General features: G+C 63.2%; 25 protein-coding genes and 1 pseudogene. 13 read left to right on the forward strand and 13 right to left on the reverse strand.

The window, feature by feature from the left end:
* Window positions 1-239 precede the first annotated feature (239 nt).
* The 3 genes from iolE to BLJAPNOD_RS01400 all read left to right on the forward strand — a co-directional run bounded on the left by iolE (window position 240) and on the right by BLJAPNOD_RS01400 (window position 2,708).
* Window positions 240-1,139, forward strand: coding sequence for a myo-inosose-2 dehydratase (iolE, locus tag BLJAPNOD_RS01385; RefSeq protein ID WP_115418658.1), 900 nt, complete (start codon window positions 240-242; stop codon window positions 1,137-1,139).
* 242 nt (window positions 1,140-1,381) lie between these two features.
* On the forward strand, window positions 1,382-2,182 hold the full coding sequence (iolB, locus tag BLJAPNOD_RS01395) for a 5-deoxy-glucuronate isomerase (RefSeq protein WP_115418659.1): 801 nt from the start codon (window positions 1,382-1,384) through the stop codon (window positions 2,180-2,182).
* Between the two features lie 121 nt (window positions 2,183-2,303).
* Entirely contained in the window at window positions 2,304-2,708 is a 405-nt protein-coding gene (locus BLJAPNOD_RS01400) for a GFA family protein (protein ID WP_115418660.1), read from the forward strand.
* 6 nt (window positions 2,709-2,714) lie between these two features.
* Here BLJAPNOD_RS01400 and BLJAPNOD_RS01405 read toward each other — a convergent pair whose 3' ends face one another.
* Window positions 2,715-3,416, reverse strand: a complete 702-nt coding sequence (locus BLJAPNOD_RS01405; protein WP_115418661.1) for a DUF2268 domain-containing putative Zn-dependent protease — start codon at window positions 3,414-3,416, stop codon at window positions 2,715-2,717.
* A 232-nt stretch (window positions 3,417-3,648) separates the two neighbouring features.
* Here BLJAPNOD_RS01405 and BLJAPNOD_RS01410 point away from each other — a divergent pair, with 232 nt between their 5' ends.
* The 4 genes from BLJAPNOD_RS01410 to BLJAPNOD_RS01425 all read left to right on the forward strand — a co-directional run bounded on the left by BLJAPNOD_RS01410 (window position 3,649) and on the right by BLJAPNOD_RS01425 (window position 6,802).
* Window positions 3,649-4,461 carry an AraC family transcriptional regulator gene (locus BLJAPNOD_RS01410; RefSeq protein ID WP_115418662.1) on the forward strand — a complete coding sequence of 271 codons (813 nt, stop codon included), beginning with the start codon at window positions 3,649-3,651 and terminating at the stop codon, window positions 4,459-4,461.
* Window positions 4,462-4,613: 152 nt separating this feature from the next.
* Window positions 4,614-5,516, forward strand: coding sequence for a DMT family transporter (locus BLJAPNOD_RS01415; RefSeq protein ID WP_077503043.1), 903 nt, complete (start codon window positions 4,614-4,616; stop codon window positions 5,514-5,516).
* A gap of 34 nt (window positions 5,517-5,550) precedes the next feature.
* Complete coding sequence (locus tag BLJAPNOD_RS01420) at window positions 5,551-6,279, forward strand: phenylalanine--tRNA ligase beta subunit-related protein (RefSeq protein WP_115418663.1); 729 nt, start codon at window positions 5,551-5,553, stop codon at window positions 6,277-6,279.
* Between the two features lie 154 nt (window positions 6,280-6,433).
* Window positions 6,434-6,802 (forward strand): hypothetical protein, encoded by a 369-nt coding sequence (locus BLJAPNOD_RS01425; RefSeq protein ID WP_077503045.1) that lies wholly within the window; start codon window positions 6,434-6,436, stop codon window positions 6,800-6,802.
* A 48-nt stretch (window positions 6,803-6,850) separates the two neighbouring features.
* Here BLJAPNOD_RS01425 and BLJAPNOD_RS01430 read toward each other — a convergent pair whose 3' ends face one another.
* Entirely contained in the window at window positions 6,851-8,434 is a 1,584-nt protein-coding gene (locus BLJAPNOD_RS01430; protein WP_077503046.1) for a peptide chain release factor 3, read from the reverse strand.
* Window positions 8,435-8,524: 90 nt separating this feature from the next.
* Here BLJAPNOD_RS01430 and dut point away from each other — a divergent pair, with 90 nt between their 5' ends.
* Entirely contained in the window at window positions 8,525-8,998 is a 474-nt protein-coding gene (gene dut / locus BLJAPNOD_RS01435; RefSeq protein WP_199565875.1) for a dUTP diphosphatase, read from the forward strand.
* A gap of 65 nt (window positions 8,999-9,063) precedes the next feature.
* On the opposite strand, the gene BLJAPNOD_RS01440 is transcribed toward dut, so the two are convergent.
* Window positions 9,064-9,501: an Lrp/AsnC family transcriptional regulator gene (locus BLJAPNOD_RS01440; RefSeq protein WP_077503048.1), complete on the reverse strand. Its 438-nt coding sequence runs from the start codon at window positions 9,499-9,501 to the stop codon at window positions 9,064-9,066.
* A gap of 133 nt (window positions 9,502-9,634) precedes the next feature.
* On the opposite strand from BLJAPNOD_RS01440, the gene BLJAPNOD_RS01445 reads away from it, so the two are divergent.
* Window positions 9,635-10,549: a DMT family transporter gene (locus tag BLJAPNOD_RS01445; protein ID WP_115418664.1), complete on the forward strand. Its 915-nt coding sequence runs from the start codon at window positions 9,635-9,637 to the stop codon at window positions 10,547-10,549.
* Window positions 10,546-10,851, forward strand: a complete 306-nt coding sequence (locus BLJAPNOD_RS01450; protein ID WP_077503050.1) for an NIPSNAP family protein — start codon at window positions 10,546-10,548, stop codon at window positions 10,849-10,851. Before BLJAPNOD_RS01445 ends, BLJAPNOD_RS01450 begins: the two co-directional genes overlap by 4 nt.
* 22 nt (window positions 10,852-10,873) lie before the next feature.
* Here BLJAPNOD_RS01450 and BLJAPNOD_RS01455 read toward each other — a convergent pair whose 3' ends face one another.
* Window positions 10,874-11,506, reverse strand: a complete 633-nt coding sequence (locus tag BLJAPNOD_RS01455; protein WP_115418665.1) for a LysE family translocator — start codon at window positions 11,504-11,506, stop codon at window positions 10,874-10,876.
* Between the two features lie 174 nt (window positions 11,507-11,680).
* Between BLJAPNOD_RS01455 and BLJAPNOD_RS01460 the strand changes: the two genes are divergently transcribed.
* Together BLJAPNOD_RS01460 and cysK are read left to right on the forward strand one after the other, a co-directional pair.
* Window positions 11,681-12,298 (forward strand): LysE family translocator, encoded by a 618-nt coding sequence (locus tag BLJAPNOD_RS01460; protein ID WP_115418666.1) that lies wholly within the window; start codon window positions 11,681-11,683, stop codon window positions 12,296-12,298.
* A 138-nt stretch (window positions 12,299-12,436) separates the two neighbouring features.
* Window positions 12,437-13,405, forward strand: coding sequence for a cysteine synthase A (gene cysK / locus BLJAPNOD_RS01465; RefSeq protein WP_115418667.1), 969 nt, complete (start codon window positions 12,437-12,439; stop codon window positions 13,403-13,405).
* 133 nt (window positions 13,406-13,538) lie between these two features.
* On the opposite strand, the gene BLJAPNOD_RS01470 is transcribed toward cysK, so the two are convergent.
* The 9 genes and pseudogenes from BLJAPNOD_RS01470 to rsmI form a co-directional block, all read right to left on the reverse strand.
* A complete protein-coding gene (locus tag BLJAPNOD_RS01470) occupies window positions 13,539-15,071 on the reverse strand; it encodes a YifB family Mg chelatase-like AAA ATPase (RefSeq protein ID WP_115418668.1) in 1,533 nt (510 codons plus the stop codon).
* 287 nt (window positions 15,072-15,358) lie between these two features.
* Entirely contained in the window at window positions 15,359-16,306 is a 948-nt protein-coding gene (gshB, locus tag BLJAPNOD_RS01475; protein WP_115418669.1) for a glutathione synthase, read from the reverse strand.
* 61 nt (window positions 16,307-16,367) lie between these two features.
* A complete protein-coding gene (locus BLJAPNOD_RS01480; protein WP_199565876.1) occupies window positions 16,368-17,360 on the reverse strand; it encodes an endonuclease in 993 nt (330 codons plus the stop codon).
* The gene (locus tag BLJAPNOD_RS01485) at window positions 17,357-18,472 is read right to left on the reverse strand and encodes a sn-glycerol-3-phosphate import ATP-binding protein UgpC (protein ID WP_115418670.1); all 1,116 of its coding nucleotides are present in this window, start codon (window positions 18,470-18,472) and stop codon (window positions 17,357-17,359) included. Before BLJAPNOD_RS01485 ends, BLJAPNOD_RS01480 begins: the two co-directional genes overlap by 4 nt.
* A 64-nt stretch (window positions 18,473-18,536) precedes the next feature.
* A complete protein-coding gene (gene ugpE / locus BLJAPNOD_RS01490) occupies window positions 18,537-19,379 on the reverse strand; it encodes a sn-glycerol-3-phosphate ABC transporter permease UgpE (protein WP_077503058.1) in 843 nt (280 codons plus the stop codon).
* 10 nt (window positions 19,380-19,389) lie between these two features.
* Window positions 19,390-20,385, reverse strand: a complete 996-nt coding sequence (locus tag BLJAPNOD_RS01495; protein WP_244610861.1) for an ABC transporter permease subunit — start codon at window positions 20,383-20,385, stop codon at window positions 19,390-19,392.
* A 5-nt stretch (window positions 20,386-20,390) separates the two neighbouring features.
* A pseudogene (locus BLJAPNOD_RS01500) lies at window positions 20,391-21,689 on the reverse strand (extracellular solute-binding protein).
* A gap of 160 nt (window positions 21,690-21,849) precedes the next feature.
* Complete coding sequence (locus tag BLJAPNOD_RS01505) at window positions 21,850-22,218, reverse strand: YraN family protein (RefSeq protein ID WP_115418671.1); 369 nt, start codon at window positions 22,216-22,218, stop codon at window positions 21,850-21,852.
* Window positions 22,208-23,137: a 16S rRNA (cytidine(1402)-2'-O)-methyltransferase gene (gene rsmI / locus BLJAPNOD_RS01510; protein WP_115418672.1), complete on the reverse strand. Its 930-nt coding sequence runs from the start codon at window positions 23,135-23,137 to the stop codon at window positions 22,208-22,210. Before rsmI ends, BLJAPNOD_RS01505 begins: the two co-directional genes overlap by 11 nt.
* 255 nt (window positions 23,138-23,392) lie before the next feature.
* Between rsmI and dnaN the strand changes: the two genes are divergently transcribed.
* A complete protein-coding gene (gene dnaN / locus BLJAPNOD_RS01515; protein ID WP_077503062.1) occupies window positions 23,393-24,511 on the forward strand; it encodes a DNA polymerase III subunit beta in 1,119 nt (372 codons plus the stop codon).
* Window positions 24,512-24,695: the final 184 nt, after the last annotated feature.

Genomic DNA, 24,695 nt, shown 5'->3' on the forward strand with positions numbered 1-24,695 from the left:
TGCCCTATCGGCGCCCGAGTTATCCGCGCGGGCGCCATTTGACCTTGATGCCCCTCACCCTGGCCCTCTCCCCGCACGCGGGGCGAGGGGACTTTAGAGGGCGCGGCACATGCCTTCTCCCCGCCTGCGGGGAGAAGGTGGCGGCAGCCGGATGAGGGGCCATCGCCCTCCCCGTCCGCACCCATGAGACACCACGAACGATCCGCCTGCGCGGACGATGCTATAGGAAACGACAGACCATGATCCGCTATGGAACCAACCCGATCGCCTGGAGCAACGACGACGATCACTCGATCGGCGCGCATCTGACGCTCGAAGATTGCCTCTCCGATTGCCAGAAGATCGGCTTCGACGGCATCGAGAAGGGCCACAAGATGCCTTCCGACCCGGAAGCGCTGAAGGCAAAGCTCGCGGCCTACGACCTCGTCTTCGTCTCCGGCTGGCACTCGACCAACCTGCTGACCCATGACGTCGAAGCAGAGAAGAAGGCGATCCAGCCGCATCTCGACCTGCTCAAGCACAATGGCTGCAAGGTGGCGATCGTTTGCGAGACCTCGAACGCCATCCACGGCGACGACAGCAAGTCGGTCGCCAACGACAAGCCGGTGCTTCCGGCCGATCAGTGGAAGAAATTCGGCGCCGACCTCGAAGCGATCGCGCACTATTGCGCCGACCAGGGCATCGATCTCGTCTACCATCACCACATGGGCACGATCGTCCAGACCGGTGAGGAAATCGACCTCCTGATGCAGAACACCGGTCCGGCGACGAAGCTCCTGCTCGACACCGGCCACGCCTGGTTCGGCGGTTCCGATCCGGCCGAAGTCGCGAAGAAATACATGCACCGCGTCCGCCACATCCATTGCAAGAACGTGCGCACGACTGTCCGCAAGGTTGTCGAGGGCGAAGGCCTCTCCTTCCTCGAGGGCGTGCGCCGCGGCGTCTTTACCGTTCCCGGCGACAGCGAAGGCGGCGTCGATTTCCTTCCCGTGCTCAAAATCGCCGCCGAACACAATTACGATGGCTGGCTGGTGATCGAGGCGGAGCAGGATTCGGCCGTGCGCAATCCCTTCGAGTACCAGTCTCTCGGGTTGAAGTCGCTGAAGGCATTCGCCAAGGAAGCTGGGCTCGACAAGTAAGTTCACTTTTTTGGCCGCCGGACCTGAGGGGTCTTTTGCCCCTCATCCGGCTGCCGCCACCGTCTCCCCGCTCGCGGGGAGATGGGCCCATGCCGGCCAACTCCTCGATCCCGTGCGACGTGAGGCGGAGAGCATGCGGCAAACGCCAGAATCCCCCTCTCCCCGCCTGCGGGGAGAGGGTTAGGGTGAGGGGCATGCCACACGCTCGGCGCGCTCCATAAAATAAATCAGGAGACCGCCATATGTCCAAACTGCTCGTCAAACCGAAAGCCAAGTCCGGCCTGATGCAGAACGTCACGCCGGAAAGCGCCGGCTGGACCTATGTCGGCTTCGCGCTCAATCGGCTGAAGCCGAACGAGACGACGCAGGGCGGGGCCGGCGACAAGGAGATCTGCCTTGTGCTGGTCTCGGGCAAGGCGAAGGTCTCCGTCGATGGCGAGGATTTCGGCGAGCTTGGCGAGCGCATGACGCCGTTCGAGGGGCAACCCTATGCCGTCTACGTGCCGAAGGGCAGCCGCTGGCAGGTGGCGGCGACGACCGATCTCGATCTCGCGATCTGCTCAGCCCCGGGCGGCGAGGGTTTCAAGGCCAAGGTGATCAAGCCGGGAACACACCCGCAGATGACGCGCGGCAAGGGCACCAACACCCGCTATGTCACCAACATCATGCCGGAGGACGACAGCTCCGCCCAGTCGCTGCTCGTCGTCGAAGTGATCACGCCGGGCGGACACACCTCCTCCTACCCGCCACACAAGCACGACCAGGACGACCTGCCGGCCGAGAGCTATCTGGAAGAGACCTACTATCACCGCCTGAATCCGCCGCAAGGCTTTGCCATGCAGCGCGTCTATACCGACGATCGCTCGCTGGACGAGACCATGGCGGTGGAAGACGGAGACGTCACGCTGGTGCCGAGGGGGTATCACCCGGTTGCCGCGGTACACGGTTACGACGTCTACTATCTCAACGTCATGGCCGGACCGAAGCGTGTGTGGAAATTCCACAATGCCCGCGAACACGAGTGGCTGTTTACCGGCGTTTAGAAGCGAGATCGCGCAGCCGCAAGCCATTTCGGGTGCGCAGCGATCGGGCCAGCCTGCCGGCAGACCGATGGACGGATGCGTCCAGCCGTCCTAGGTTATGGCCTTTCAGGGAGGCTGTGCCATGCGGATCGACGGACAATGCCATTGCGGCTTCGTGACCTATGAGGCGGACATCGATCCGGACGATGTCGCGATCTGCCACTGCACCGATTGCCAGCAACTGACGGGCTCGGCCTACCGGGTGACGGCAGGTACGGCACGCGAGAATTTACAGCTGACCGGCGGCGAGCCGAAGCTCTACGTCAAGACCGCGGAAAACGGCCGCAAACGCCTGCAGTTCTTCTGCCCGAACTGCGGTTCGCCGGTTTACACAACCGGCACGGATGAGGACGCCGAAGAGGTCGGCATTCGCCTTGGGACGATCAACCAGCGCCGCGCGCTCTCCCCGAAATCACAGATCTGGCGATCTTCCTCCCTCCCCTGGATCCACGACGTCGGCACGTTGCCCGGTCACGACCGGGGCTAATTCGCGTCAAGCGGTCGCTATCCTGGCCTTCAGATGCGCCCACGCCCGGCCGATCACCTCGGGCGCAGGGGTCGCGGTCATCTGCGACGGACGGGCGCCAGGATTGGCGGCCAGGTAGGTCTTCACAAGATGGTAGCCGATCGAGTAGCCGGCCCAGCGTGGCAGCGGTTCGCCATGGCCGTTCCAACCGAAGAACCAGGCGCTGTGGTTATAGCCGTCGGCCCAGAGTTCCAGTTCGGCCCGCTCGATCAGCCCCAACCAGTCTTGCGCAGGGACAGCGTGGTTCCACGGATTGCCGTCGCCACCGTTGATCTCCGCGTCGAAGGCGTCGGCCAGACCTTCCGTGACCAGGACTTCGCCGAGCCTGAAACCATAGCCGCACGTCGCATGGCGGAAGGAATGGTGGAGTTCGTGCGTGAGCGTCTTTCGCAGCTCACCCTTGGCGAGGCTGGTCTCGAAGTGGGGGTTATCAGGGTCGAGCGTGACCGTCACCAGCCCGCGGCGGTAGCAGGCGCCGGACAGTCCGAGTTCAGGAATCGTCTGGCCCGGCCGGCGCTCGACGAGGACATCGACGGGTGCAACCTTGTCGGCCGCTGAGACGCTGCCGCCGACACGCTCAGCCGTCGTCCGCACGTCGGTGAGAATCGTCTCGCGCCAGGGGGCAAGCGATCCATCGGCTTCGAGGAAGTGAAGGCGCAGGTCCAGCATTCGGCAATTCTCCGGTCGTCATCGTCTTTCGACGGCGGAATTTACCCATGCGGACGCCGATTGCAACGCCGCAAGGGCGAAAGCATCAGCCCGGGCAGGTGCCTTTTGTCGCGCCAGCCTTACCGCGGTGCAGACGGCGACACGTCGAATCCGATGGCCGAAAAGTCGCCGCCGTTGTAAGTAGAGAGGCAGAAATACCCAACGGGTGATCAGTACCCGCACAGGCGAGGCGATGGCAAAGGGCCGGTTCACGATCTTCCCCAGCCGCATTGGCGGCGTCGAGGCCGTCGAGGCAGCAACGGGGCACGTGTTTGCCCGTCACACCCATGAGCAATTCGGCATCGGGCTCATCCATCAAGGCGCCCAGAAATCGCTAAGCGGTCGCGGCGTGGTGGAAGCCGGCGCCGGCGACATGATTACGGTCAACCCCGGCGAGGTCCATGACGGCATGCCGATCGGCGATGCCGGGCGGTCCTGGCGGATGCTGTACTTCGACCCCGCCGTCATCGCCGACGCCATGGAGGACATCAGCCAGGGCAAGACGCGGACCGCCGAATTCACCGCTCCCGTCTTTCATGACGGGGGGACGGCGAGACATTTTCAGTCCCTCTTCAGCGCGGTCACCGCGCCCGATGGCGAACGCAAGGATATGCTCGGCGAGGAGTGCACCCTTTCGCTGCTGGCCGAGGTGATGCACGAGCGTGACGGGCAAACGCACCGCGCCTCCACGCCACCTGCGATCGACAGAGCGCAAAGCCTGATCGACGACGACCCGAGCGCCGCCGTCACCTTGACTGATCTCGCGCGGGCGGCGGGCCTTAGCCGGTTTCAGGTGGTGCGCGGCTTTTCGAAAAATGTCGGGCTGACGCCGCATGCCTATCTCGTGCAGCGCCGCATCGACCTGGCGAGACGGTTGATAGCGCGGGGCGTGCCGCTTGCGGTAGTGGCCGCCGAGGGAGGCTTTGCCGACCAGAGCCACATGACCCGGATCTTCGTGCGCAAGTACGGCATTTCGCCTGGCGCCTACGCCGAAGCATTCCATTGACCTGAAAGCGTGTCGCGCCCCCCCGGGATCGCCGCATGCCGTTGTCGCAAATCCCGGCCCGCCTTGGCGTCAAAAACCTCAAAGGCTGCAATTCCGTTCAAGACCGAAAGGCTCGAATGCGGTCATCTGCGCGCCAACGCAGGAGTGGCCGCATGACGGAAAAATTTCAAGGATACATCTATCTCTCGCTGGCGATGATCATGGTCGGCAGCACGGTAATCGCCAGCAAGCTGATCGCTTCCGGCCTGCCGCCCTTTATCGCCACGACCTTGCGCTTTGCCGTCGCGTTCCCGCTGTTCCTCGCCTTGATGCGCCTGACACGGACGCCCTGGCCGAGACTTGAACGGCGCGAGTGGCTCATCCTCCTCCTGCAGGCAGGGGCCGGCAGCGTTGGCTATACGACACTTCTGATCGCCGGATTGCGCTACAGTTCGGCGACGGATGCCGGCGTCGTCATCGGCACGCTTCCCGTCGTCTCCGCCGCCATCGCCATCCTGCTGCTCGGCGAACGGCCCAGCCGCTCGACCCTGATTGCGATCGGGCTGGCGGCAGCAGGCGTTCTGACGATCGTGCTTCGACCCGACGATGGCACCCACCATTCGGCCCTCGGCATAACGCTCGTCTTCGGTGCCGTGGTTTGCGAAGGGCTGTTCATCCTGATCAACAAGCGCATCCATACGCCGATCGCGCCGCTGGCGCTCTCCACCATCATGGCCGGCATGGGCGTCGGCGTCGCCTTCGTACCCGCTCTCTTCGAAGCTCCGTCAATGCAAGGTGTCGCGGTGCATTCGCTAGCGGCCGTGCTTTATTATGCCCTGGTCCCAACCGTTGCCGGCTTCATCCTCTGGTACGCTGGCTCCGCCAGAGTGAGCGGCACCGAAGCGTCCGTTTTCACCGCGCTTGCACCGGTCTCCGCCGTGCTGCTCGCCTTTGTTCTTCTCGGCGAGCCCGTGAGCATGAACCAACTCGCCGGCATCGGCTGCGTGCTTGTCGCCGTCGTCAGTCTCGCCATGCCGCATCTTCGGCCCAAGACTGCCGGCCAAACGCAGATCTGACGCCGTCATCATCTCTTCCACTTCGAGGCATCCCATGCATTTCCAGCATTCAGACAGCATCTGGCGTGATTTTCCCGAGCTTGCCGCCGGCGCGCTCCACGTCGAAGGCATTCGCAGCGACGTCTCGGTCAACGACGCCGTCGACCGATTTCAGGCCATCGCCAGGGGCGCCCTCGTGGCAAGTCCGGAAGGCGAGCTTGCGGAAATTCAGGCCTGGCGCCGGACGTTTTCCAGGATGGGCTTGAAGCCGACGCAGTATCGCTGCGCATCGGAAGCCTTGCTGCGCCGGTTCCGGAAAGAGGGCGACCTGCCGTCGATCCATCCGCTGATCGACCTTTGCAACGCCGTGTCGCTCGCCTTTGCCATTCCCATCTCCGTCTTCGATCTTTCGCGCATCGCCGGCGATCTCCAAGTGACCCGCGCGAAAGGGGACGAGGCCTACGCCACCTTCTCCGGCGAAACCGAACATCCCGAACCGGACGAGGTGATCTTTCGCGACGCAGAGGGTCGCGCCCATGCGCGGCGATGGACAAACCGGCAAAGCGGCCATTCGGCGATCCGTCCGCAGACGACCTCGGCCCTTATCGTCGCGGAAGCGCTGCACGAAACCGCAGCGGCGGACGTCGCCGAACTCACGAACGCTTTGGAGGGAGCCATAGCCGCCACGTGGCAGGTCCGCCCGACCTCAATGCTGCTCAGCCGAGCGGCACCGCGTTTTGCCCTTTCCGCACAGCAAGATTTTGCTCGCTCCAAAAGTCTTTGACGCGAGAGCGTGCCGCCATACTATCGCAGCCTCCCGGCAGGTCGCGGCGCGCCACGTCAACAGGGCGTACCGCTGCCATCCTTTAAATTTGCCGCAAAGTTCCGCCTTTAAGTCGACCGCGATTTAGGGAACAAGCAGTCAACAAGAGGCAGCGATGATTGAAGGCACGCGATCGAAACTCGGCCTGGCGCGGCGGATGCTGTTCGACAATGGCGGGCTCGAAGAGATCTTTCGCCACGTGCGCAACCTGGTCGTGGCGACGGTGGTGATCGCCGCGGGCATGCATGCGATCGAGAACGGCCGCAGCCTGGAGATCATGGGCCTGCCGAACAGTTCCGTGGCGGGCTACATCGTCTCCGCCATCGGCATCGTCCTGTTTCTGCTCAATCTGGCGGATGGCCTGCACAGGCTGTCGAAGGTGCGCCGGCATCTGGCGCTGCAGATCCTGCTTTTGGCGATCTACGTCTTCATAACCCTCAGAGTGACGCAGCTGGTGCTGGCGCTGCGCATGTCGACCCTCTGAGTTGCCAAGGGTCAGCCGGCCTGTGCCGCCGGCTGACATCATTGTCGCTCACGCCGCCTTGGCGACGTGGTACTCCTTGATCGCGACCATCTTGATCGCCGGGTAGCGCTCGGCCTCATAGCGCAGCGAGAAGCTGTCCTGCGCCAGGAACACCGGATCGCCGTCGAGGTCGCGGGCGATATCGCCGCGACGGGCGGTGACGAACTTGTCGAGCTCGGCGGGCTGATCGGACGAAATCCAGCGGCAGACGGAGAAGCGCGACATCTCGAAGGATACCGGCAGGCCGTATTCCCCCTGCAGGCGTTCCTTCAGAACATCAAGCTGCAGCGCGCCGACGACGCCGACGATCGCCGGAGAGCCGTCTTCCGGCGAGAACAGCTGTACGACGCCCTCTTCGGCCATCTGCTGCAGCGCTTCCTTGAGTTTCTTGGCCTTCATCGCATCCTCAAGGCGCACACGGCGCAGGATTTCCGGCGAGAAGTTCGGAACGCCCTGGAAGACGAGATGCTCGCCTTCCGTCAGCGTGTCACCGATGCGCAGGGTGCCGTGGTTCGGGATGCCGACGACATCGCCGGCATAGGCGGTGTCGGCCAGCTGCCGCTGCGAGGCGAAGAAGAACTGCGGGGCGCTGAGGCCCAGCTGCTTGCCGGTGCGGGCCAGCCGCGCCTTCATACCGCGCTCGAGCTTGCCGGAGCACACGCGCGCAAAGGCGATGCGGTCGCGGTGGTTCGGGTCCATGTTCGCCTGGATCTTGAAGACGAAGGCGGTCATCTTGTCGTCGGTCGCATGCACGGTGCGCGTATCGGCAACCTGGTCGCGCGGCGGCGGGGCGATCTCGCCGAGCGCGTTGATCAGGTCGCGCACACCGTAGTTGCGCAGAGCCGAGCCGAAGAACACCGGCGTCAGGTGGCCTTCGAGGAAGGCCTTCTTGTCGAACGGCTTGCAGGCTTCGATCGCGAGCGATGTCTCTTCGATGAAGGCGTCGCGCTCGTTTTCCGGCAGGCGGTGGGCGACCATTTCAGGGCCGTTGACCCGGGTCAGCACTTCCTGCGTGTCAGAGCCACGCACGGTGTTGTCGGCAAGATGATAGGAGCCGCAGAAGGTTTTCGAGCGGCCGATCGGCCAGGTCACCGGCGCGCAGTCGAGCGCCAGCTTCTCTTCGACCTCGTCGAGGATTTCGAAGGGATCGCGGCTCTCGCGGTCCATCTTGTTGATGAAGGTGATGATCGGGATGTCGCGCATGCGGCACACTTCGAACAGCTTCAGCGTCCGCGGCTCGATACCCTTGGCGGCGTCGATGACCATGACGGCCGCATCGACCGCCGTCAGCGTGCGGTAGGTGTCGTCGGCGAAGTCTTCGTGGCCGGGCGTGTCGAGAATGTTGAAGACATTACCGCCATATTCGAACGTCATCACCGAGGTGACGACCGAGATACCGCGCTCGCGCTCGATCTTCATCCAGTCCGAACGGGTCTGGATACGATCCTTCTTGGCCTTGACCTCGCCGGCGAGCTGGATGGCGCCGCCGAACAGCAGCAGCTTTTCGGTGAGGGTGGTCTTACCCGCGTCCGGGTGGGCGATGATCGCAAATGTGCGGCGGCGGGATACCGCCTCGGCGAGACTTTCGGCCATATCGTAGAATCCTGTGAGTTGCGGCGTCTTTACAGGCTCGGCCCTCATTATGCAATTGACCGGCGCATCGAGCGCTCGGCTTATGGATCAATGACCATGCACACGCCCCAGACAAAACCCGCCCTCACCCTCATCCGCCTGCCGCATGCCGAGGCATTGGACCTGCCGGCTTATGAGACCGCGGGCGCTGCCGGCATGGATTTGCGCGCGGCCGTCGCGGCAGCAGAGCCGATGACGCTTGCGCCGGGACAGCGGGCGCTGGTTCCGACCGGCTTCATCTTCGAGATCCCGGCCGGTTACGAGGCACAGATTCGTCCGCGCTCCGGCCTCGCCTTCAAGAACGGCATCACTTGCCTCAACACGCCGGGTACGATCGACAGCGACTATCGCGGCGAGGTGAAGGTTCTCCTTGTCAATCTCGGCGAAGAAGACTTCGTCATCGAGCGCGGCATGCGCATCGCACAGATGGTGATCGCGCCGGTGACGCAAGTGAGCGTGCGCGAAGCCGACAGTGCCAGCGACACGGCCCGCGGCGCCGGCGGCTTCGGCTCCACCGGCGTCTAAAGCATTTCCAGGAAAAGTGCGGAGCGGTTTTCCGCCCGGAATTGCGTGACCGGGAAAGCCCCAAATCAGATAAGCGGCGGCAGCCGGCGCTTGACCGGCGTCGATTTGACGATCGACGTGTTGGTTTGTGCCTTCTCGGCGATGCGATCGAGCAGCGTGTCCAGCTCTGCCATATCGCGCACGAACAGCTTGGCGATGAAGCAGTCGTCGCCGGTGACCTTGTCGCATTCGACGATCTGCGGCGTCTCCTGAATCAGTTTCTCGACGATATGCAGCATGCCCGGCATCGGCCTGACGCGGATGATCGCCTGCAGGGGATAGCCGAGCTTCACCGGATTGAGGGCGATGGTGAACCCATCCAACACGCCGCGCTCTTCCAGCTTGCGCAGCCGCTCGGCGGCACTGGGCGACGACAGACCCGCCTCCTGCGCCAGCTCCTTTAGCGACACGCGCGCATTCGCCGCCAGGATATCCAGAATGCGGCGATCGAGTTCGTCGAGCATCGGTAACCTCATAAGCCAAAAGATCGAAACCATCTTCGATGATTAGGTAGAATAGCCAAAACGCCTGCGATCTTCCATATAAACCGCCATAGATGCCGATTAATCTTGGAGCATCAACCGAGGAGCGATCGCTATGGGTGCAGACATTAAAAGAGGCAGTGCCGAAATGACGGCGGCGATGCTGATATCGGGCACGATCGGCTGGTTCGTGCTGATGTCGGGTCAGCCGGTGACGAGCGTCGTCTTCTGGCGTTGCGTGTTTGGCGCGGTAACGCTGGTGGCGATCGCAGCTGTGCTCGGCCTTCTCGACCGTCGCCATTTCACCCGGCGGGTCGTGCTGCTGTCGATTGCCGGCGGCATCGCCATTGTCGCCAACTGGCTGCTGCTGTTTGCCGCCTATTCGCATGCCTCGATTTCGATCGCGACGATGGTCTACAACACCCAGCCGTTCATGCTTTTGGGGCTTGGCGCCCTGTTCCTCGGCGAAAAGATCACCGCGACCAAGGTGTTGTGGCTGTCGATCTCCTTTGCCGGCATGCTGGCGATCATCTCGGCCAAGCCCGGCGGCGGCTTTGCGCCGGAGGATTACCTTGTTGGTATTGCGCTCTCGATCGGTGCCGCCTTCTTCTACGCGATCGCGGCGCTACTGACGAAGCTGCTCAAGGGAACGCCGCCGCACCTGATCGCCCTGATCCAGGTTATCACCGGCACGCTGATGCTGGCGCCGATGGCCCTTGCCGCCCCCGCCCCGTCGGGCGCCGAACAGTGGTCGATCCTGATTGCCGTCGGCGTCATCCATACAGGCATCATGTACGTGTTGCTCTATGGCGCCATCCAGCGGCTGCCGACGCACATGACCGGGGCCCTGTCCTTCATTTACCCGATCGCCGCTATCGTCGTCGATCGGCTCGCCTTCGGCCATGCGCTGCAGCCGATCCAGATCTTTGGCTCGATCGCCATCCTGCTGGCTGCTGCCGGCATGAATCTCGGCTGGAAACTTCGCCTGCCCTCCCCTATCAAGCGGAGACGCGAAGGGAGAACCGCATGATCACCTGCTACCTGAAATACGTAATCGACCCCTACAAGCTGGCCGAATTCGAGCATTATGCCAAGCTCTGGATACCGCTGGTCAACCGGCTGGGCGGCACCCATCACGGCTACTTCATGCCGCATGAGGGCGCAAACAACATCGCGCTGGCGCTCTTCACCTTTCCGAGCCTCGCGGAGTACGAAATCTATCGCGAGAAAATGGCCAGGGATCCGGAATGCCTTGAGGCCTTCGCCTACGGGGAAAAGACGCGCTGCATCGTCAGCTACGAGCGCAGCTTCATGCGGCCGATGTTCGAGTAAAAAGACCCAGGCTGAGGGCCTGTCAGCGGCGCGCCTCGGCGGCCATGCTGACGGCAAAGCCGAACAGCGCCGTGCCCATGGCCCAGCGCTGTGCCACCATCAACAGCGGACGCCCGGCAAGGAACCCGGCGATCGAGCTTGCGGCAAGCGCGATCATCGCATTGACCGTGACGCTGGTGGCGATCTGGATCGAGCCGAAGATCATCGACTGCGCCAGGACGTTGCCGGCTTCGGGGCGAATGAACTGCGGCAGCAGCGAGAGATAGAGCACGGCGACTTTCGGGTTGAGCAGGCTCGTCAGGAAACCCATCAGGAACAGCTTGCGCGGACCGTCCTTCGGCAGGCTCTTGACCTGGAACGGCGAGCGTCCGCCGGGCCTGACCGCCTGCCAGGCGAGATAGACGAGATAGACGGCACCGGCGATCCGCAGGGCGTCATAGGCGAAGGGCACGGCAATGAGCAGTGCAGTGATGCCGAGTGCTGCCGAGATCATGTAGACGACGAAACCGAGCGCGACGCCACCAAGCGAGATCAGGCCCGCGGCCGGCCCCTGGCTGATCGAGCGCGAGATCAGGTAGATCATGTTCGGCCCGGGTGTCAGCACCATGCCGAGGGCGATCAGGGCAAAGCCGATGAGGTTGTGGAGCTCGGGCATGAGGCGCGCCTTCGTTGCGTATCCCGTAAAGCTCTACGCATCTGCAGAACCCGGGCAATCGCGGACTTGTCACCCGATCAATTTTGTCGCGAAATTGCCACCCGCCCGCCAATCCCGATTTCCATTCTCGACGCTCTGCGCTAAAAAGTGGCGTCGCCACCGGGAGGAACGATCATGACGCTTGCAGCCCTGCTTGCCTATAGCGGCGCTCTGTTCATCGCGGCCATCATTCCTGGCCCCGGCGTGACCGCGCTTGTCGCGCGGGCGCTCGGCTCGGGCTTTCGCGAAACCTTCTTCATGGGGCTCGGCCTGATCGTCGGTGACATGGTCTACCTGACCGCCGTGGTGCTCGGCCTGGCGCTGATCGCCCAGACCTTCACGACCGCCTTCCTGATCGTCAAGTTCGCCGGCGTGCTCTATCTCGGCTATATCGCCTGGAGGCTCTGGACATCAGGCCTGTTGCCACAGGACATCAAGGCGAAGACGTCCAAGAGCATGTCGATGTCGTTCCTTTCCGGCCTGCTCGTCACGCTCGGCAACCCGAAGACCATGCTGTTTTATGTGGCGCTGGTGCCGACGCTGATCGACATCGCCGTGATCGGACCGCGCGAATACGGGTTGTTGCTGATCGCGACCTTCCTCGTGCTGCTGACCGTGCTTTTGCCCTATATCCTGCTTGCTGCCCGGGCGCGCACGTTGCTCAAGCAGCCGAAGGCGTTGCAGGCGCTGAACCGGGTCGCGGCGGGCGTGCTCGCCGGTACCGCCGCCTATATCGCCACCCGCACCGCCTGAAAAAACATTCCCTTGAAAGCACTTACGCCGGTGTTTTTTCCTTCGGCGGATCGCCCCGTCGCGGTTACCGTTCTGGAATAGAACGGGCATTGTCCCTATTGTCACAACCAAACAGATCGAACCCAAGGGAGAAACTTCATGTCTGACACGCGCAAGCCCGGCCGCGGCCGCGTCTATTCCTCGATCACGGAAACGATCGGCGACACTCCCATCGTGCGGCTCGACAAGCTTGCCAAGGAAAAGGGCGTGAAGGCCAACCTTCTCGCCAAGCTCGAATTCTTCAACCCGATCGCTTCGGTCAAGGACCGCATCGGCGTCGCCATGATCGAGAGCCTGGAAGCGCAGGGCAAGATCACACCCGGTCGCACCACGCTGGTCGAGCCGACCTCGGGCAACACCGGTATCGCGCTTGCCTTCGTCGCCGCCGCCAAGGGCTACAAGCTGATCCTGACCATGCCGGAGACGATGTCGGTCGAGCGCCGCAAGATGCTGGCGCTGCTCGGCGCCGAACTGGTGCTGACCGAGGGCGCCAAGGGCATGAAGGGGGCGATTGCCAAGGCACAGGAACTGGTCGAGACTCTGCCGGATGCTATCATCCCGCAGCAGTTCGAAAACCCCGCCAACCCGGAAATCCACCGCAAGACGACGGCCGAGGAAATCTGGAACGACACCGACGGCGCAGTCGACATTTTTGTCTCCGGCATCGGCACCGGCGGCACCATCACCGGCGCCGGCCAGGTGTTGAAGGCGCGCAAGCCGTCGATCAAGGTGATCGCAGTCGAGCCCGAGGAATCGCCGGTGCTTTCGGGCGGCAACCCCGGCCCGCACAAGATCCAGGGCATCGGCGCCGGCTTTGCGCCCGCCATCCTCGACACCGGCATTTATGACGAAGTCGTCACCGTCAACAGCGGTGAAGCCGTCGAGATCGCGCGGCTCGTCGCCAGGCTCGAAGGCGTGCCGGTCGGCATCTCCTCAGGTGCTGCGCTCGCCGCCGCCATCGAGATCGGCCAGCGCGAGGAAAACGCCGGCAAGAACATCGTCGTCATCATCCCGTCCTTTGCCGAACGCTACCTCTCGACGGTTCTTTTTGAAGGCTTGGGTGCGTAAGCTTTTGCAGATGACGAACGAAAGGGCGCCGCGGCGCCCTTTTTCCCGAAGATGAACGTCAGGCAAGCAGCATGGAAAGCAAGGGCGCAGACATGCGTACCTGCGGTCCCAGACGACGCGGGCAACAATAGCCTTACGCGGCCGCCTGCAATCGTTCGCCGGCGATGCGGTAGGAAATCGCCTCGGCGAGGTGCAGCCGGCCGACGGTTGCGGCTCCGTCGAGATCGGCAAGCGTGCGCGCGACCTTCAGGACACGGTGATAGCCGCGTGCGGAAAACTTCAGTTTCTCGGCCGCGTCCCGCAGCAACTGCAGCCCCGACGCATCGGGCTCGGCAATGCGCTCGATCATCGCCGTCGAGCAGCGGGCGTTGCTAGATGGTTCGCGGCTGCCGAGCGCGATGAAACGATCAATCTGCAGTTCACGGGCACGGGCGACGCGTTTTGCCACGGCCGCGCTTGCCTCCGCCGCCATCGGCCGGATCAGGTCGGCGGCGCTGACGGCCGGTACGTCGACGCGCAGATCGATCCGGTCCATCAGCGGGCCGGAGATGCGCGCCTGGTAATCGCTCATGCAGCGCGGGCCGCGGGCGCAGCTTCGGCCGGGCTCGCCCGCCATGCCGCACCGGCACGGGTTCATCGCCGCCACCAGCTGGATCGCGGCGGGATAGCTGACCCGGTGATTGGCCCGGGCAATGATGCATTCAGCCGTTTCCAGAGGCTGACGCAACGCGTCCAGCACCTGCGGCGTGAACTCGGGAAACTCGTCGAGAAACAGCACGCCGTTATGGGCAAGCGATGCCTCGCCGGGTCTGGCCCTGAGGCCGCCTCCGATCATCGCCGCCATGGTGGCGGAATGGTGCGGGGTGCGAAACGGCCGCCGGTCGGACAGCTTGCCGCCCGGAAGCTGCCCGGCAATCGAATGGATCATCGAGACTTCGAGCAGTTCGGCCGGCGTCAGCGGCGGCAGGATAGACGGCAGGCGCGAGGCCAGCATCGATTTTCCCGAACCCGGCGGTCCGATCATCAGCAGATTGTGGTTGCCGGCGGCGGCCACTTCGAGCGCCCGCTTGGCGCTCTCCTGCCCCTTGATGTCGGCGAGATCGGGCAGGTCGGCAGCACCGGCGCGGATGGCCGGTTCCGGCCGGGAGAGAACCTGTGTTCCCCTGAAATGATTGGCGATGGCGATCAGGCTGCGGGGTGCCAGAATATCGATGTCGGCGCCGGCCCAGGCTGCCTCCGGTCCGCTTTCCGCCGGGCAGATCAGCCCTTTCCCAACAGCGTTGGCGCCGATTGCCGCCGGGAGCGCGCCGGCGACAGCAGCAACCGTGCCGTCGAGATTAAGCTCGCCGATCACCACATAGCCATTCAGCGCATCGCCGGGGATGGCGCCGAGTGCCGCCATCAGGCCGAGCGCGATCGCCAGATCGAAATGGCTGCCTTCCTTCGGCAGGTCCGCAGGCGCGAGATTGACGGTGACTTTCTTGGCCGGCAGCGCCAGACCGGATGCATGAAGGGCTGCCTGCACCCGCTCGCGGCTTTCGGCGACGGCCTTGTCTGGCAGCCCGACGATCTGCATGCCAACCCGCCCCGGTGCGACCATCACCTGAACGTCGACCGGCACACCTTCTATTCCCTGGAATGCAATCGTACTGACACGCGCAACCATGACCGCCTCTTTCAACGGGGCGGCCCGCCGTGCCGCCGCAACCCTTTTGGTTGCAGCGGAAAATCTTGCACGGAACACGTACAAAAACAAGAACAATAATAGAACATAGCGTTCAACGGCGATCACCCCTTATGAGGCGAAAGCGCCGGACAACAATGGCCGAATGAATGGGCGAAGCAGCGCGCTACCCTTCGCGTTCCGTCAGGTTCGCCTAAGGCGAGCCCCTGTTTTCGTCCATGTCGCTATCGCAAACCCGCTTCACGCTGTTGCGCGCCAAGCGTTACGCGCTACGCGCGCTTGCGCTCGATCGCGTCCCACAGCAGGCTGGCGACATCGGCGCCGCCGAATTTCTTGACCTCGCGGATGCCGGTCGGCGACGTGACGTTGATCTCGGTCATGTAGTCGCCGATGACGTCGATGCCGACGAAGAGGAAACCGCGCTCCTTCAGCGCCGGCGCGATGCGGGCGCAGATTTCCTTCTCGCGCGCCGTCAGCTCGGTCGGCTCGGGCCGGCCGCCAGCATGCATGTTGGAGCGGGCGTCGTGTTCTGCCGGCACGCGGTTGATGGCACCGACCGGCTCTCCGTCGACGAGCAGGATGCGCTTGTCGCCCTTGCGCACCGCTGGCAGGTATTCCTGCGCGATGAAGGGCTCGCGGAACATCTGGCCGAACATTTCGAGCAGCGATGACATGTTGCGGTCGTCGCGCGCGGAGTGGAACACGCCGGCGCCGCCATTGCCGTAGAGCGGCTTCAGGATGATGTCGCCCATTTCCTCACGGAACCGCGCGATCTCGGCAGCGTCGCGGGTAATCAGCGTCTTCGGCATCAGGTCGGCGAACTCGGTGACGAAGATCTTCTCCGGCGAGTTGCGCACCCAGGCCGGGTCGTTGACGACAAGCGTCTTCGGATGCAGGCGCTCGAGCAGGTGGGTCGAGGTGATATAGGCCATGTCGAAGGGCGGATCCTGACGCAGCATGATCACGTCCATGGTCGAAAGATCGAGCCGCTCCGGCTCGCCGAGCGTGAAGTGGTCGCCCTTGACGTCGCGCAGCGTCATCTGCTGCGCGGTCGCAAAGACCTTGCCGTCGCGCAGCGACAGCTTCTCCGGGGTGTAGTGGAAGAGCCGGTAGCCGCGGGCCTGTGCCTCAAGGCTCATCGCGAAGGTGGAATCGCCCGCGATGTTGATGCCCGACACATGGTCCATCTGGACCCCGACATTGACGATTTTCGCCATCTTCCCGTCCCCGTTTGAAAAAGCCCGCAACATGTAGAATGCGGACCCGCCTTAGGCAAGGCTACTCGAAGCCCCCGACGACGCAGGTGATGAGATCATGATCGGAGAGAGGGCGGCCGTTTGCGTCGAGCGATGGGATGATCCGGCTTTCGCCGATCTTCAGCCCCCGCGACAGGAACCAGTCGAGCTTCATCGCCCGCTCCGGCCAACGTGTGATCAGGCTGGGGCGGGTGGTCATCACATCGAGCGGTCCGCCATGGCGGATGAAGCCGCGCGCGGCGCTCAGAGCGAACAGACCTTCGGCTTCGAAATCGCCGCCGGCATGGTTGCCGGTGTTGAGGTCCCCGCCGATCAGGATCGGCATGGCCGGGAAGGCCTCGTCAAGCACATCGATCAGTTCCTTGACCTGGCGCTCGCGATAGGGCGCGGTGGTGGCGCTTTCGAGATGGGTGGAAACGGCAACGAAGGGCCCGGCTTGCGTCTCGATCACGGCGCCGATGGCGAAGCGTTCGCCGACACGCGGCTGGTCGCCGCCATCCATGAACCAGAGCCGTTCGCCCCAGAGGCGGAGCATGAACGGTCGGCCGAGCGGCACTGATGCCATCAGCGCATTGCCGTGAAAACCCTTCTCGTTGAAGTCATCCTTGCAGAATTCCAGTTCCGTATCGGAGCCCAAGCCAAGCTCGATGAATTCGACGCCATAGGCGTATTGCATCCCAAGGATGCCTGCGACCTCTGCGGTCGGATGACGCTGGCCGGTACGGGCCATGCCATCGTCCATCTCCGAGAGCAGCACGACCGGTGCTGCGGTTGCCGCCAGATGTGCCGCACTTTCCGGCGCAAACAGGCAGCGCTCCAGGTTCCAGGCGGCAACGGCGAACGGGAAGGCAAGCGGCTTGGCTGATGACGGCTCACCGCCGATTTCGATGCTGTTCAATTCAGGCAACGCCGCCATAACGGCGTCATGGGCAACGATCGAGCGCTCGATCGTCGTGAAACCGGCGCGCGTTTCCTGCGATGGCACTGAGAGGATGCTGACAGTCTCTTCGATCACAATGCCGGCTCCAGGCTGAGGGGGCGAACGCTTTCGCCAGTATTGGCGCAGGACGCACCGCGCTCCAGTCGCTTGCCGGTGTCGGGCGAGAAGAAATGCAGGCGGTCAGTCGCGATCGTCACGGCAAGATCGCCTGACAGCGGGATTTCGGGAGAAAGCGCCAGGGTCAGCGCCTGATCCTCGATGGTGCCGTGGACGAGACGTTGCGCGCCGAGTTCCTCGACATAGTCGACCTGGAACAGCATCCCATCCTCGCCGACGCCGGCAAGCCTGAGATCCTCGGCGCGCAGGCCGACGGTCACCGGCCCATCGACCGGGCCGCGGTCGCCAAGCTCGATCCGGTAGCTGCCGACATTAAGGCGCGAGCCTTCGATGCGGCCCTTGATCAGGTTCATGGCCGGCGAGCCGATGAAGCTCGCGACGAAGGTCGAGGCCGGGCGATGGTAGACATCGAGCGGTCGGCCGATCTGCTCGATGCGGCCCCCGTTCAGCACCACCAGCCGGTCGGCCAGCGTCATCGCCTCGAGCTGGTCGTGGGTAACGTAGAGCGACGTGGTGCCGAGGCGCTTCTGCAGCCGTTTGATCTCGCCGCGCATGGAGACACGCAGCTTGGCATCGAGATTGGACAGGGGTTCGTCGAACAGGAAGGCGGCGGGCTTGCGCACGATGGCGCGGCCCATGGCCACACGCTGCCGCTGACCGCCGGAAAGCGCGCGCGGCTTGCGGTCGAGATAGGGCTCGATCTCCAGCATGCGCGCGGCCTCCGCGACGCGGGCGTCGATCTCGGCCTTCGGCGTCTTCCGGTTTTTCAGGCCATAGGCAAGGTTCTGGTAGACGGTCATATGCGGGTAGAGCGCATAGTTCTGGAAGACCATGGCGATGTCGCGCTCGGCCGGATCGACCTCGTTGATGACGCGCGAGCCGATCTTGACCGTGCCCTTCGAGATGCCCTCAAGCCCTGCGACCATGCGCAGGAGTGTGGACTTTCCGCAGCCGGACGGGCCGACCAGCACGATGAATTCGCCGTCCTCGATGTCGATCGAGACGGATTTCACCGCTTCGACGTTGCCGGTATAGATCTTCGAGACCTCGGCGATGGTGATGGCCGCCATGGCTGCCTCCGTTGGTAAATTGCGTTTTGAAGAAGCGGCAAAGTCGGTTTCGCCGCTCCGCTTCCTACTTGTCGCTTTCCGTCAGGCCCTTGATGAACCAGCGCTGGAAGATCACCACGATCAGCACCGGCGGCAGCATGGCGAGGATCGCCAGCGCAAAGGCCTCGTTGTAATCGGGGATGTTCGAGCCGACCCAGACAAGCAGGATCTGCTTGATGCCGCGCACCAGCGTGAAGAAGCCTTCGTCGGTGGTCATCAATGTCGGCCAGAGATACTGGTTCCAGCCATAGACGAACATGATGATGAAGATCGCCGCCATCATGGTGCGCGACAGCGGCACCAGCACGTCGATGAAGAACTTGAACGGGCCGGCGCCATCGATACGCGCCGCCTCAAGCAGTTCGTCCGGCACCGACTTGAAGAACTGGCGGAAATAGAAGGTGCCCGTCGCCGACGCCAGCAGCGGCACGATCAGGCCGGTATAGGTGTTGGTCAGCTTCAGCGTGTTCATCACTTCATAGGAGGGAAGAATGCGCACTTCGAGCGGCAGCAAGAGTGTCGTGAAGATGATCCAGAAGAAGAAGGTGCCGAGCCGGAAGCGGAAATAGACGATCGCATAGGCGGCCAGCATCGACAGGATGATCTTGCCGACCGCGAAGCCTAAGCCCAGGATCATCGAGTTCATCATCATGTTGAGGCCGGTGATCTTGCCGGTAAAGCCGCCCTTGCGGGTGAGCACGGTCTCGTAGGTCTCGACGAAATGGCCGCCCCAGGTGAGGCTGAGGCCATTGCGGTGAATATCCGCCGCCTCGTGCGTCGAGGTCATGAAGGCGACCACGACCGGCGCCACCATGATGAAGACGCCGAAGAGCAGGATGACGTGGTCGAAGAACTTGGTGCGATACATCGGCCCCGCCTCAATTGTAGTGCACGCGCCGCTCGATGAAGCGGAACTGGAAGATGGTCAGCACGAAGACGATGAGCATCAGGATGACCGATTGCGCCGAGGAGCCGCCGAGGTCGTTGCCGCGGAAACCATCCATGTAGACCTTGTAGACAAGGGTGATCGGATTGTTGGCCGCCTTGTCCTTCACCATGACGTCGATGACGCCGAAGGTATCGAACAGCGCATAGGTGACGTTGATAATCAGAAGGAAGAAGGCCGTGGGCGCGAGGAGAGGCAGGATCACCGTCCAGAAGCGGCGGAAACCGGAGCGGCAATCCATCGCCGCCGCCTCGCGCACCGCCACCGGAATGCCCTGCAGGCCGGAGAGGAAGAAGATGAAATTGTAAGGGATCTGCTTCCAGACCGAGACGACGATCATTGCGAAGGCAGTATCGGAATAGTTGAGACCGACCTTGATATCCCAGCCGAACCAGCGGGCAAGCTCGACGATCGGGCCAATATGCTGGTCGAAGAACATCATGCCGATCAGGCCGGCAACCGGCGGTGCGATGGCATAGACCCAAATCAGCAGCGTCTTGTAGGTGGCATTGCCGCGGATGACGCCATCCGCCTTGACGGCGAGCAACAGGCCGATCGACAGCGCGAAGAAGGTGACGAGCGCGGTGAAGATCGCCGTGAAGCGCGCAATGCCCAGATACTCGCCTGATTTCAGGACGTCGATGTAGTTCGTCATGCCGACGAAGGTCGAGCCGAAGCCGAACGGGTCCTCCAGATAGAAGGACGACTGGATCGCCTGGATCGACGGCCAGTAGAAGAACACGAAGATGATCGCCAGTTGCGGCGCGAGAAAGAGGTACGGCAGGTAGGGCGAGGAGAACTGCACGCGCTTGGCAGCCGCGTCACCGTCCTTCGGCTTGCCGCCGAACAGGCGGAGGGCGCTTGAGCGTCGCCCATCCGTTGCAGTCCCTCCCCGCAGCGCGGGGAGGCGTTCCGTTCCAGAGGTCATCGAGATCAGCCGGCCGTCTTGGCGAAGCGGGCGAGCAGGTCGTTGCCTTCCTTCTCGATGGTATCGAAGGCGTCCTTGACGGTGGTTTCACCGGAGAAGATGCGACCGTATTCGCGTTCCATGATCTCGCGGATCTGCGGGTAGAAGCCGAGGCGGTAGCCCTTCGACCAATCACCGGCCGGCAGCATCAGCTGCTTGATACCGACTTCCGCGACCGGCTTTTCCTTGTAGTAGCCGTCCTTCTGGGCAAGCTCGTAGGCCGCCTTGGTGATGGCCACGTAGCCGGTTGCCTTGTGGTAGAAGTACTGGATCTCAGGCGAGGTCAGGAACTGGAAGAAGTCGGCAACGCACTTGTTTTCCTCGTCCGTCTTGCCAGACATCGCAAACAGCGCCGCGCCGCCGATGAAGGAGTTGGTGCCGGCGCCCTCGATCGCGTTCCAGTAGGGCAGGAAGGTTGCCGAGAACGGCATCTGCGCCGTCTTCTGCAGGCCGCCGAACGAACCGGACGAACCGATCCAGAATGCAGCCTTGCCTTCTTCGAAGACCTTCTGGTTATCGTTCCAGCCGGCGCCGTAGAAGGCGAAATAGCCTTCGTCCTTCCAGGCCTTGAGCTTGTCGAACATCATGACGAGGTTCGGGTCGGTGACCTTCAGCTTGGTGTCGACGACGCTGTCGTAGCCGTTGTTGTTGGTGGCGAACTGGATGTTGTTGCGCGATTAGAAGTTCTCGGTGAACTGCCAGGTGAGCTGCGACTGGACGAGCGGGATGTAGCCGGCGGCCTTCAGCTTCGGTGCAGCGGCCTCGAACTCTTCCCAGGTCTTCGGTGCCTCGACGCCAGCCTTCTTCAGGGCTTCGTCGTTGACGTACATGATCGGGGCCGAGGAGTTGAACGGCATGCCGACGAACTTGCCTTCGCTATCGGCGTAGAAGTAACGCACGCCGTCGATGAAGGCGTTGCGGTCGAAGTTGTGGCCGGCCTTGATGATCAGGTCTTCGGCAGGAACGACGGCGCCCTTGGCGTTGATGATGGTCGCTGCACCGGCATCGAATACCTGCAGGATGTTCGGCTGTTCGCCGGAGCGGAATGCGGCGATGCCGGAAGCGAGCGCTTCCTCATAGGTGCCCTTCGAAACCGGCGTCAGCGCGCAGGCGCTCTGGGCTTCGTTGAACTTCTGCGAGATCTCGTTGATGACCTCGCCGTTGCGGCCGGCCATGCCGTGCCACCAGGTAATATCGGTTGCGGCAAGCGACGAGGTTGCCGAAAAAGCAAGGGTGAAAGCTGCGAGTGAAATTTTCTTGAACATGACTGGTCCTCTCCACCGGGTTGCGGATGGCAGTGGACTAGTGGCCTTCCATGACAGGCCGGTAACGCTTTTATGTCGGGACGATTACAAATTCGCGAATTTGTTCCAAGGCGGGATGCGGGCGGAACACCGCAATCATTTTCGCTCGTCTCGGGCCGCTTCAGAAGGCATCCGCCAGATGCCGCGGCCAGCGCCAGGGTGTCACCGTGATGATGTCGTAACGCACGGAAAGCCTGGCGAAATCGGGCTGTCGTGCGAGCCAGAGATCGCTGGCGGCGCGAATGCGATGTTGTGCCGCCGCTGTCACCGCGAAGACGCCCGCATCTGCAGAGCGGCGGGCCTTGACTTCGACGCAGGCGATGAGGTCACCTTTGCGGGCGATGATGTCGATTTCGCCCAGTCTGGTACGATGACGCATAGCAACGATCCGGTAGCCCTTCAACATCAGGCAAAGGGCCGCACGATATTCGGCGAACCGACCGCGCCTCTGAGCCCGAAGCTTGCGTCGATCGGGGCCGTCAGTCGCCATCGCGGTCCTTGAGTTCAAGCAAGCGGTCGTAAAGCTCCTTGCGCGGAAGACCCGTCTGCTTTGCTGCCTCGGTCGCCGCCTTGCCGGTCGACATGTCGGCGATCAACCGGACAAGCAGGGCATCGACGTCGGCGGCTTCGGGTTCCGGCGGCGCATCCGGCGGGCCGATGACGAAAACGATCTCACCCTTGACCGCGCCGGCGTCCTCATAGAACGCCTTCAGCTCCCCGAGCGTGCCGCGGCGGAACTCTTCAAAGGTCTTCGTCAGTTCGCGGCAGACCGTCGCCCTTCTGTTTTCGCCGAGCACGGCGGCGGCTGCGGCCACGGTGGCGGCGATCCGGTGCGGCGATTCGAAGAACATGAGCGTCGCCGGCACCCTCGCCAGCTCCTGCAGCCGATCGCGCTTGGCCTTGTCCTTGGTCGGCAGGAACCCGGCAAAGAGAAAGGCGTCGTTCGGAAGGCCGGAGCCGACAAGGGCTGCAAGCGGCGCGGAGGCGCCAGGGATGGGTACCACGCGGTGGCCGGCTTCGATTGCCAACTGCCCCAGGCGGTAGCCGGGATCGGAAACGAGCGGCGTGCCGGCATCGGAGACCAGCGCCACCGACCGGCCCTCTGAAAGCGCGGCCAACAGCCGCGGGCCGACCTCGTCGGCATTGTGCTCGTGGTAGGCGTAGGGTCGGTTGACGATGCCGTAGCGGTCGAGCAGCACGCGGGTGACGCGCGTGTCCTCGCAGGCGAGAACGTCGGCGCCGGCAAGCGTCTCCAGTGCACGCAGGGTTATGTCGCCGAGATTGCCGATCGGTGTCGCCACGAGATAGAGCGCGACATCGAGCGGACGCGCGGGAATGCTGGCATTGTGCAGGCGGTAGCTGCGCTGCTTCTGCCCGTCCGTGGCGTCCGACGTCTTGTGTTTTTCCAACTGCAGCTTCCTGATGACTGTGCCGGCTGACCGGTTTTAGCCTTTATGAGTGAGCCGACATGGCAGGGCAAGGGCGGCAAGCAGCCGGCGCGCGCGTCATCTGGGGACAGCGCCCGTCAAACCCCTTGCTTTTCAGGCAATGTTTCTGCCATTTTGCCGGTCCACATCCTTCCGGTCGGTCGGCCGGGACACTCGCAGTTGACGCTGCGGCGGGAGCCTCGCCCGCCGAGCAACGGTTGAAAGCGGTAGCATCCCATGCGCATTACTCTCGAGCGGTCCAATCTTCTGAAGTCGCTGAACCACGTTCACCGCGTGGTGGAACGGCGAAACACGATCCCGATCCTCTCGAACGTTCTGTTGCGCTCCGACGGTGCCAGTCTCGAAATGAAGGCGACCGACCTCGACCTCGAGATCACCGAGGCCACACCGGCCCAGGTCGAACAGGCCGGCGCCACGACCGTTCCGGCACACCTGCTTTACGACATCGTGCGCAAGCTGCCTGACGGCTCGGAAGTGCTGCTGGCAACCAACGCCGAAGGCACCGCGATGACGGTCGCCTCCGGCCGGTCGAAATTCTCGCTGCAGTGCCTGCCGCAATCCGACTTCCCCGACCTGACGGCCGGCAGCTTCTCCCACACCTTCCGCCTCAAGGCGACAGACCTGAAGATGCTGATCGACCGGACGCAGTTCGCGATCTCGACCGAAGAAACCCGCTACTACCTCAACGGCATCTTCGTGCACACGGTCGAGAGCAAGGGCGACCTGAAGCTGCGTGCCGTGGCGACCGACGGTCACCGCCTTGCGCGCGCCGACGTCGAGGCGCCGTCCGGCTCCGAGGGCATGCCGGGCATCATCATTCCGCGCAAGACCGTCAGCGAACTACAGAAGCTGCTCGACAATCCCGATATCATCGTGACGGTCGAAGTCTCGGACGCAAAGATCCGCCTGACGATCGGCTCGATCGTGATGACCTCGAAGCTGATCGACGGCACTTTCCCGGACTACCAGCGCGTCATCCCGGCCAACAACGACAAGGAACTGCGCGTCGATTGCCAGTCCTTCGCCCAGGCCGTCGACCGCGTTTCGACGATTTCCTCCGAGCGCGGACGCGCCGTCAAGCTGGCGCTGACCGACGGCCAGATGACGCTGACGGTCAACAACCCGGATTCGGGCAGTGCGACCGAAGAGCTTCCGGTCGGCTACGACCACGACCCGCTCGAAATCGGCTTCAACGCCAAGTACCTGCTCGACATCACCTCGCAGCTGACGGGAACGGATGCCATCTTCATGCTCGCCGACCCGGGTTCGCCGACGCTGGTGCGCGACCTGGCGGCCGAGGATGCACTCTACGTGCTGATGCCGATGCGGGTTTAGGCGCCCGTGCCGCGATGAGGAATGCGACCCGTCACGCCCAGCGTGGCGGGTTTTTTGTTGGCGCGGATATTCGTGCGTTGTTGATAAGACGACGCTTTCAGGCGTAGACAGACTTGTTTTTGCCGCAGATGGGATCACATTATATTCGCAATGTCCGCGACCCGCTCGAATCAGCGAGACCGGA

The organism is Ensifer sp. M14, from assembly GCF_003355565.1.
GTDB lineage: Bacteria > Pseudomonadota > Alphaproteobacteria > Rhizobiales > Rhizobiaceae > Ensifer.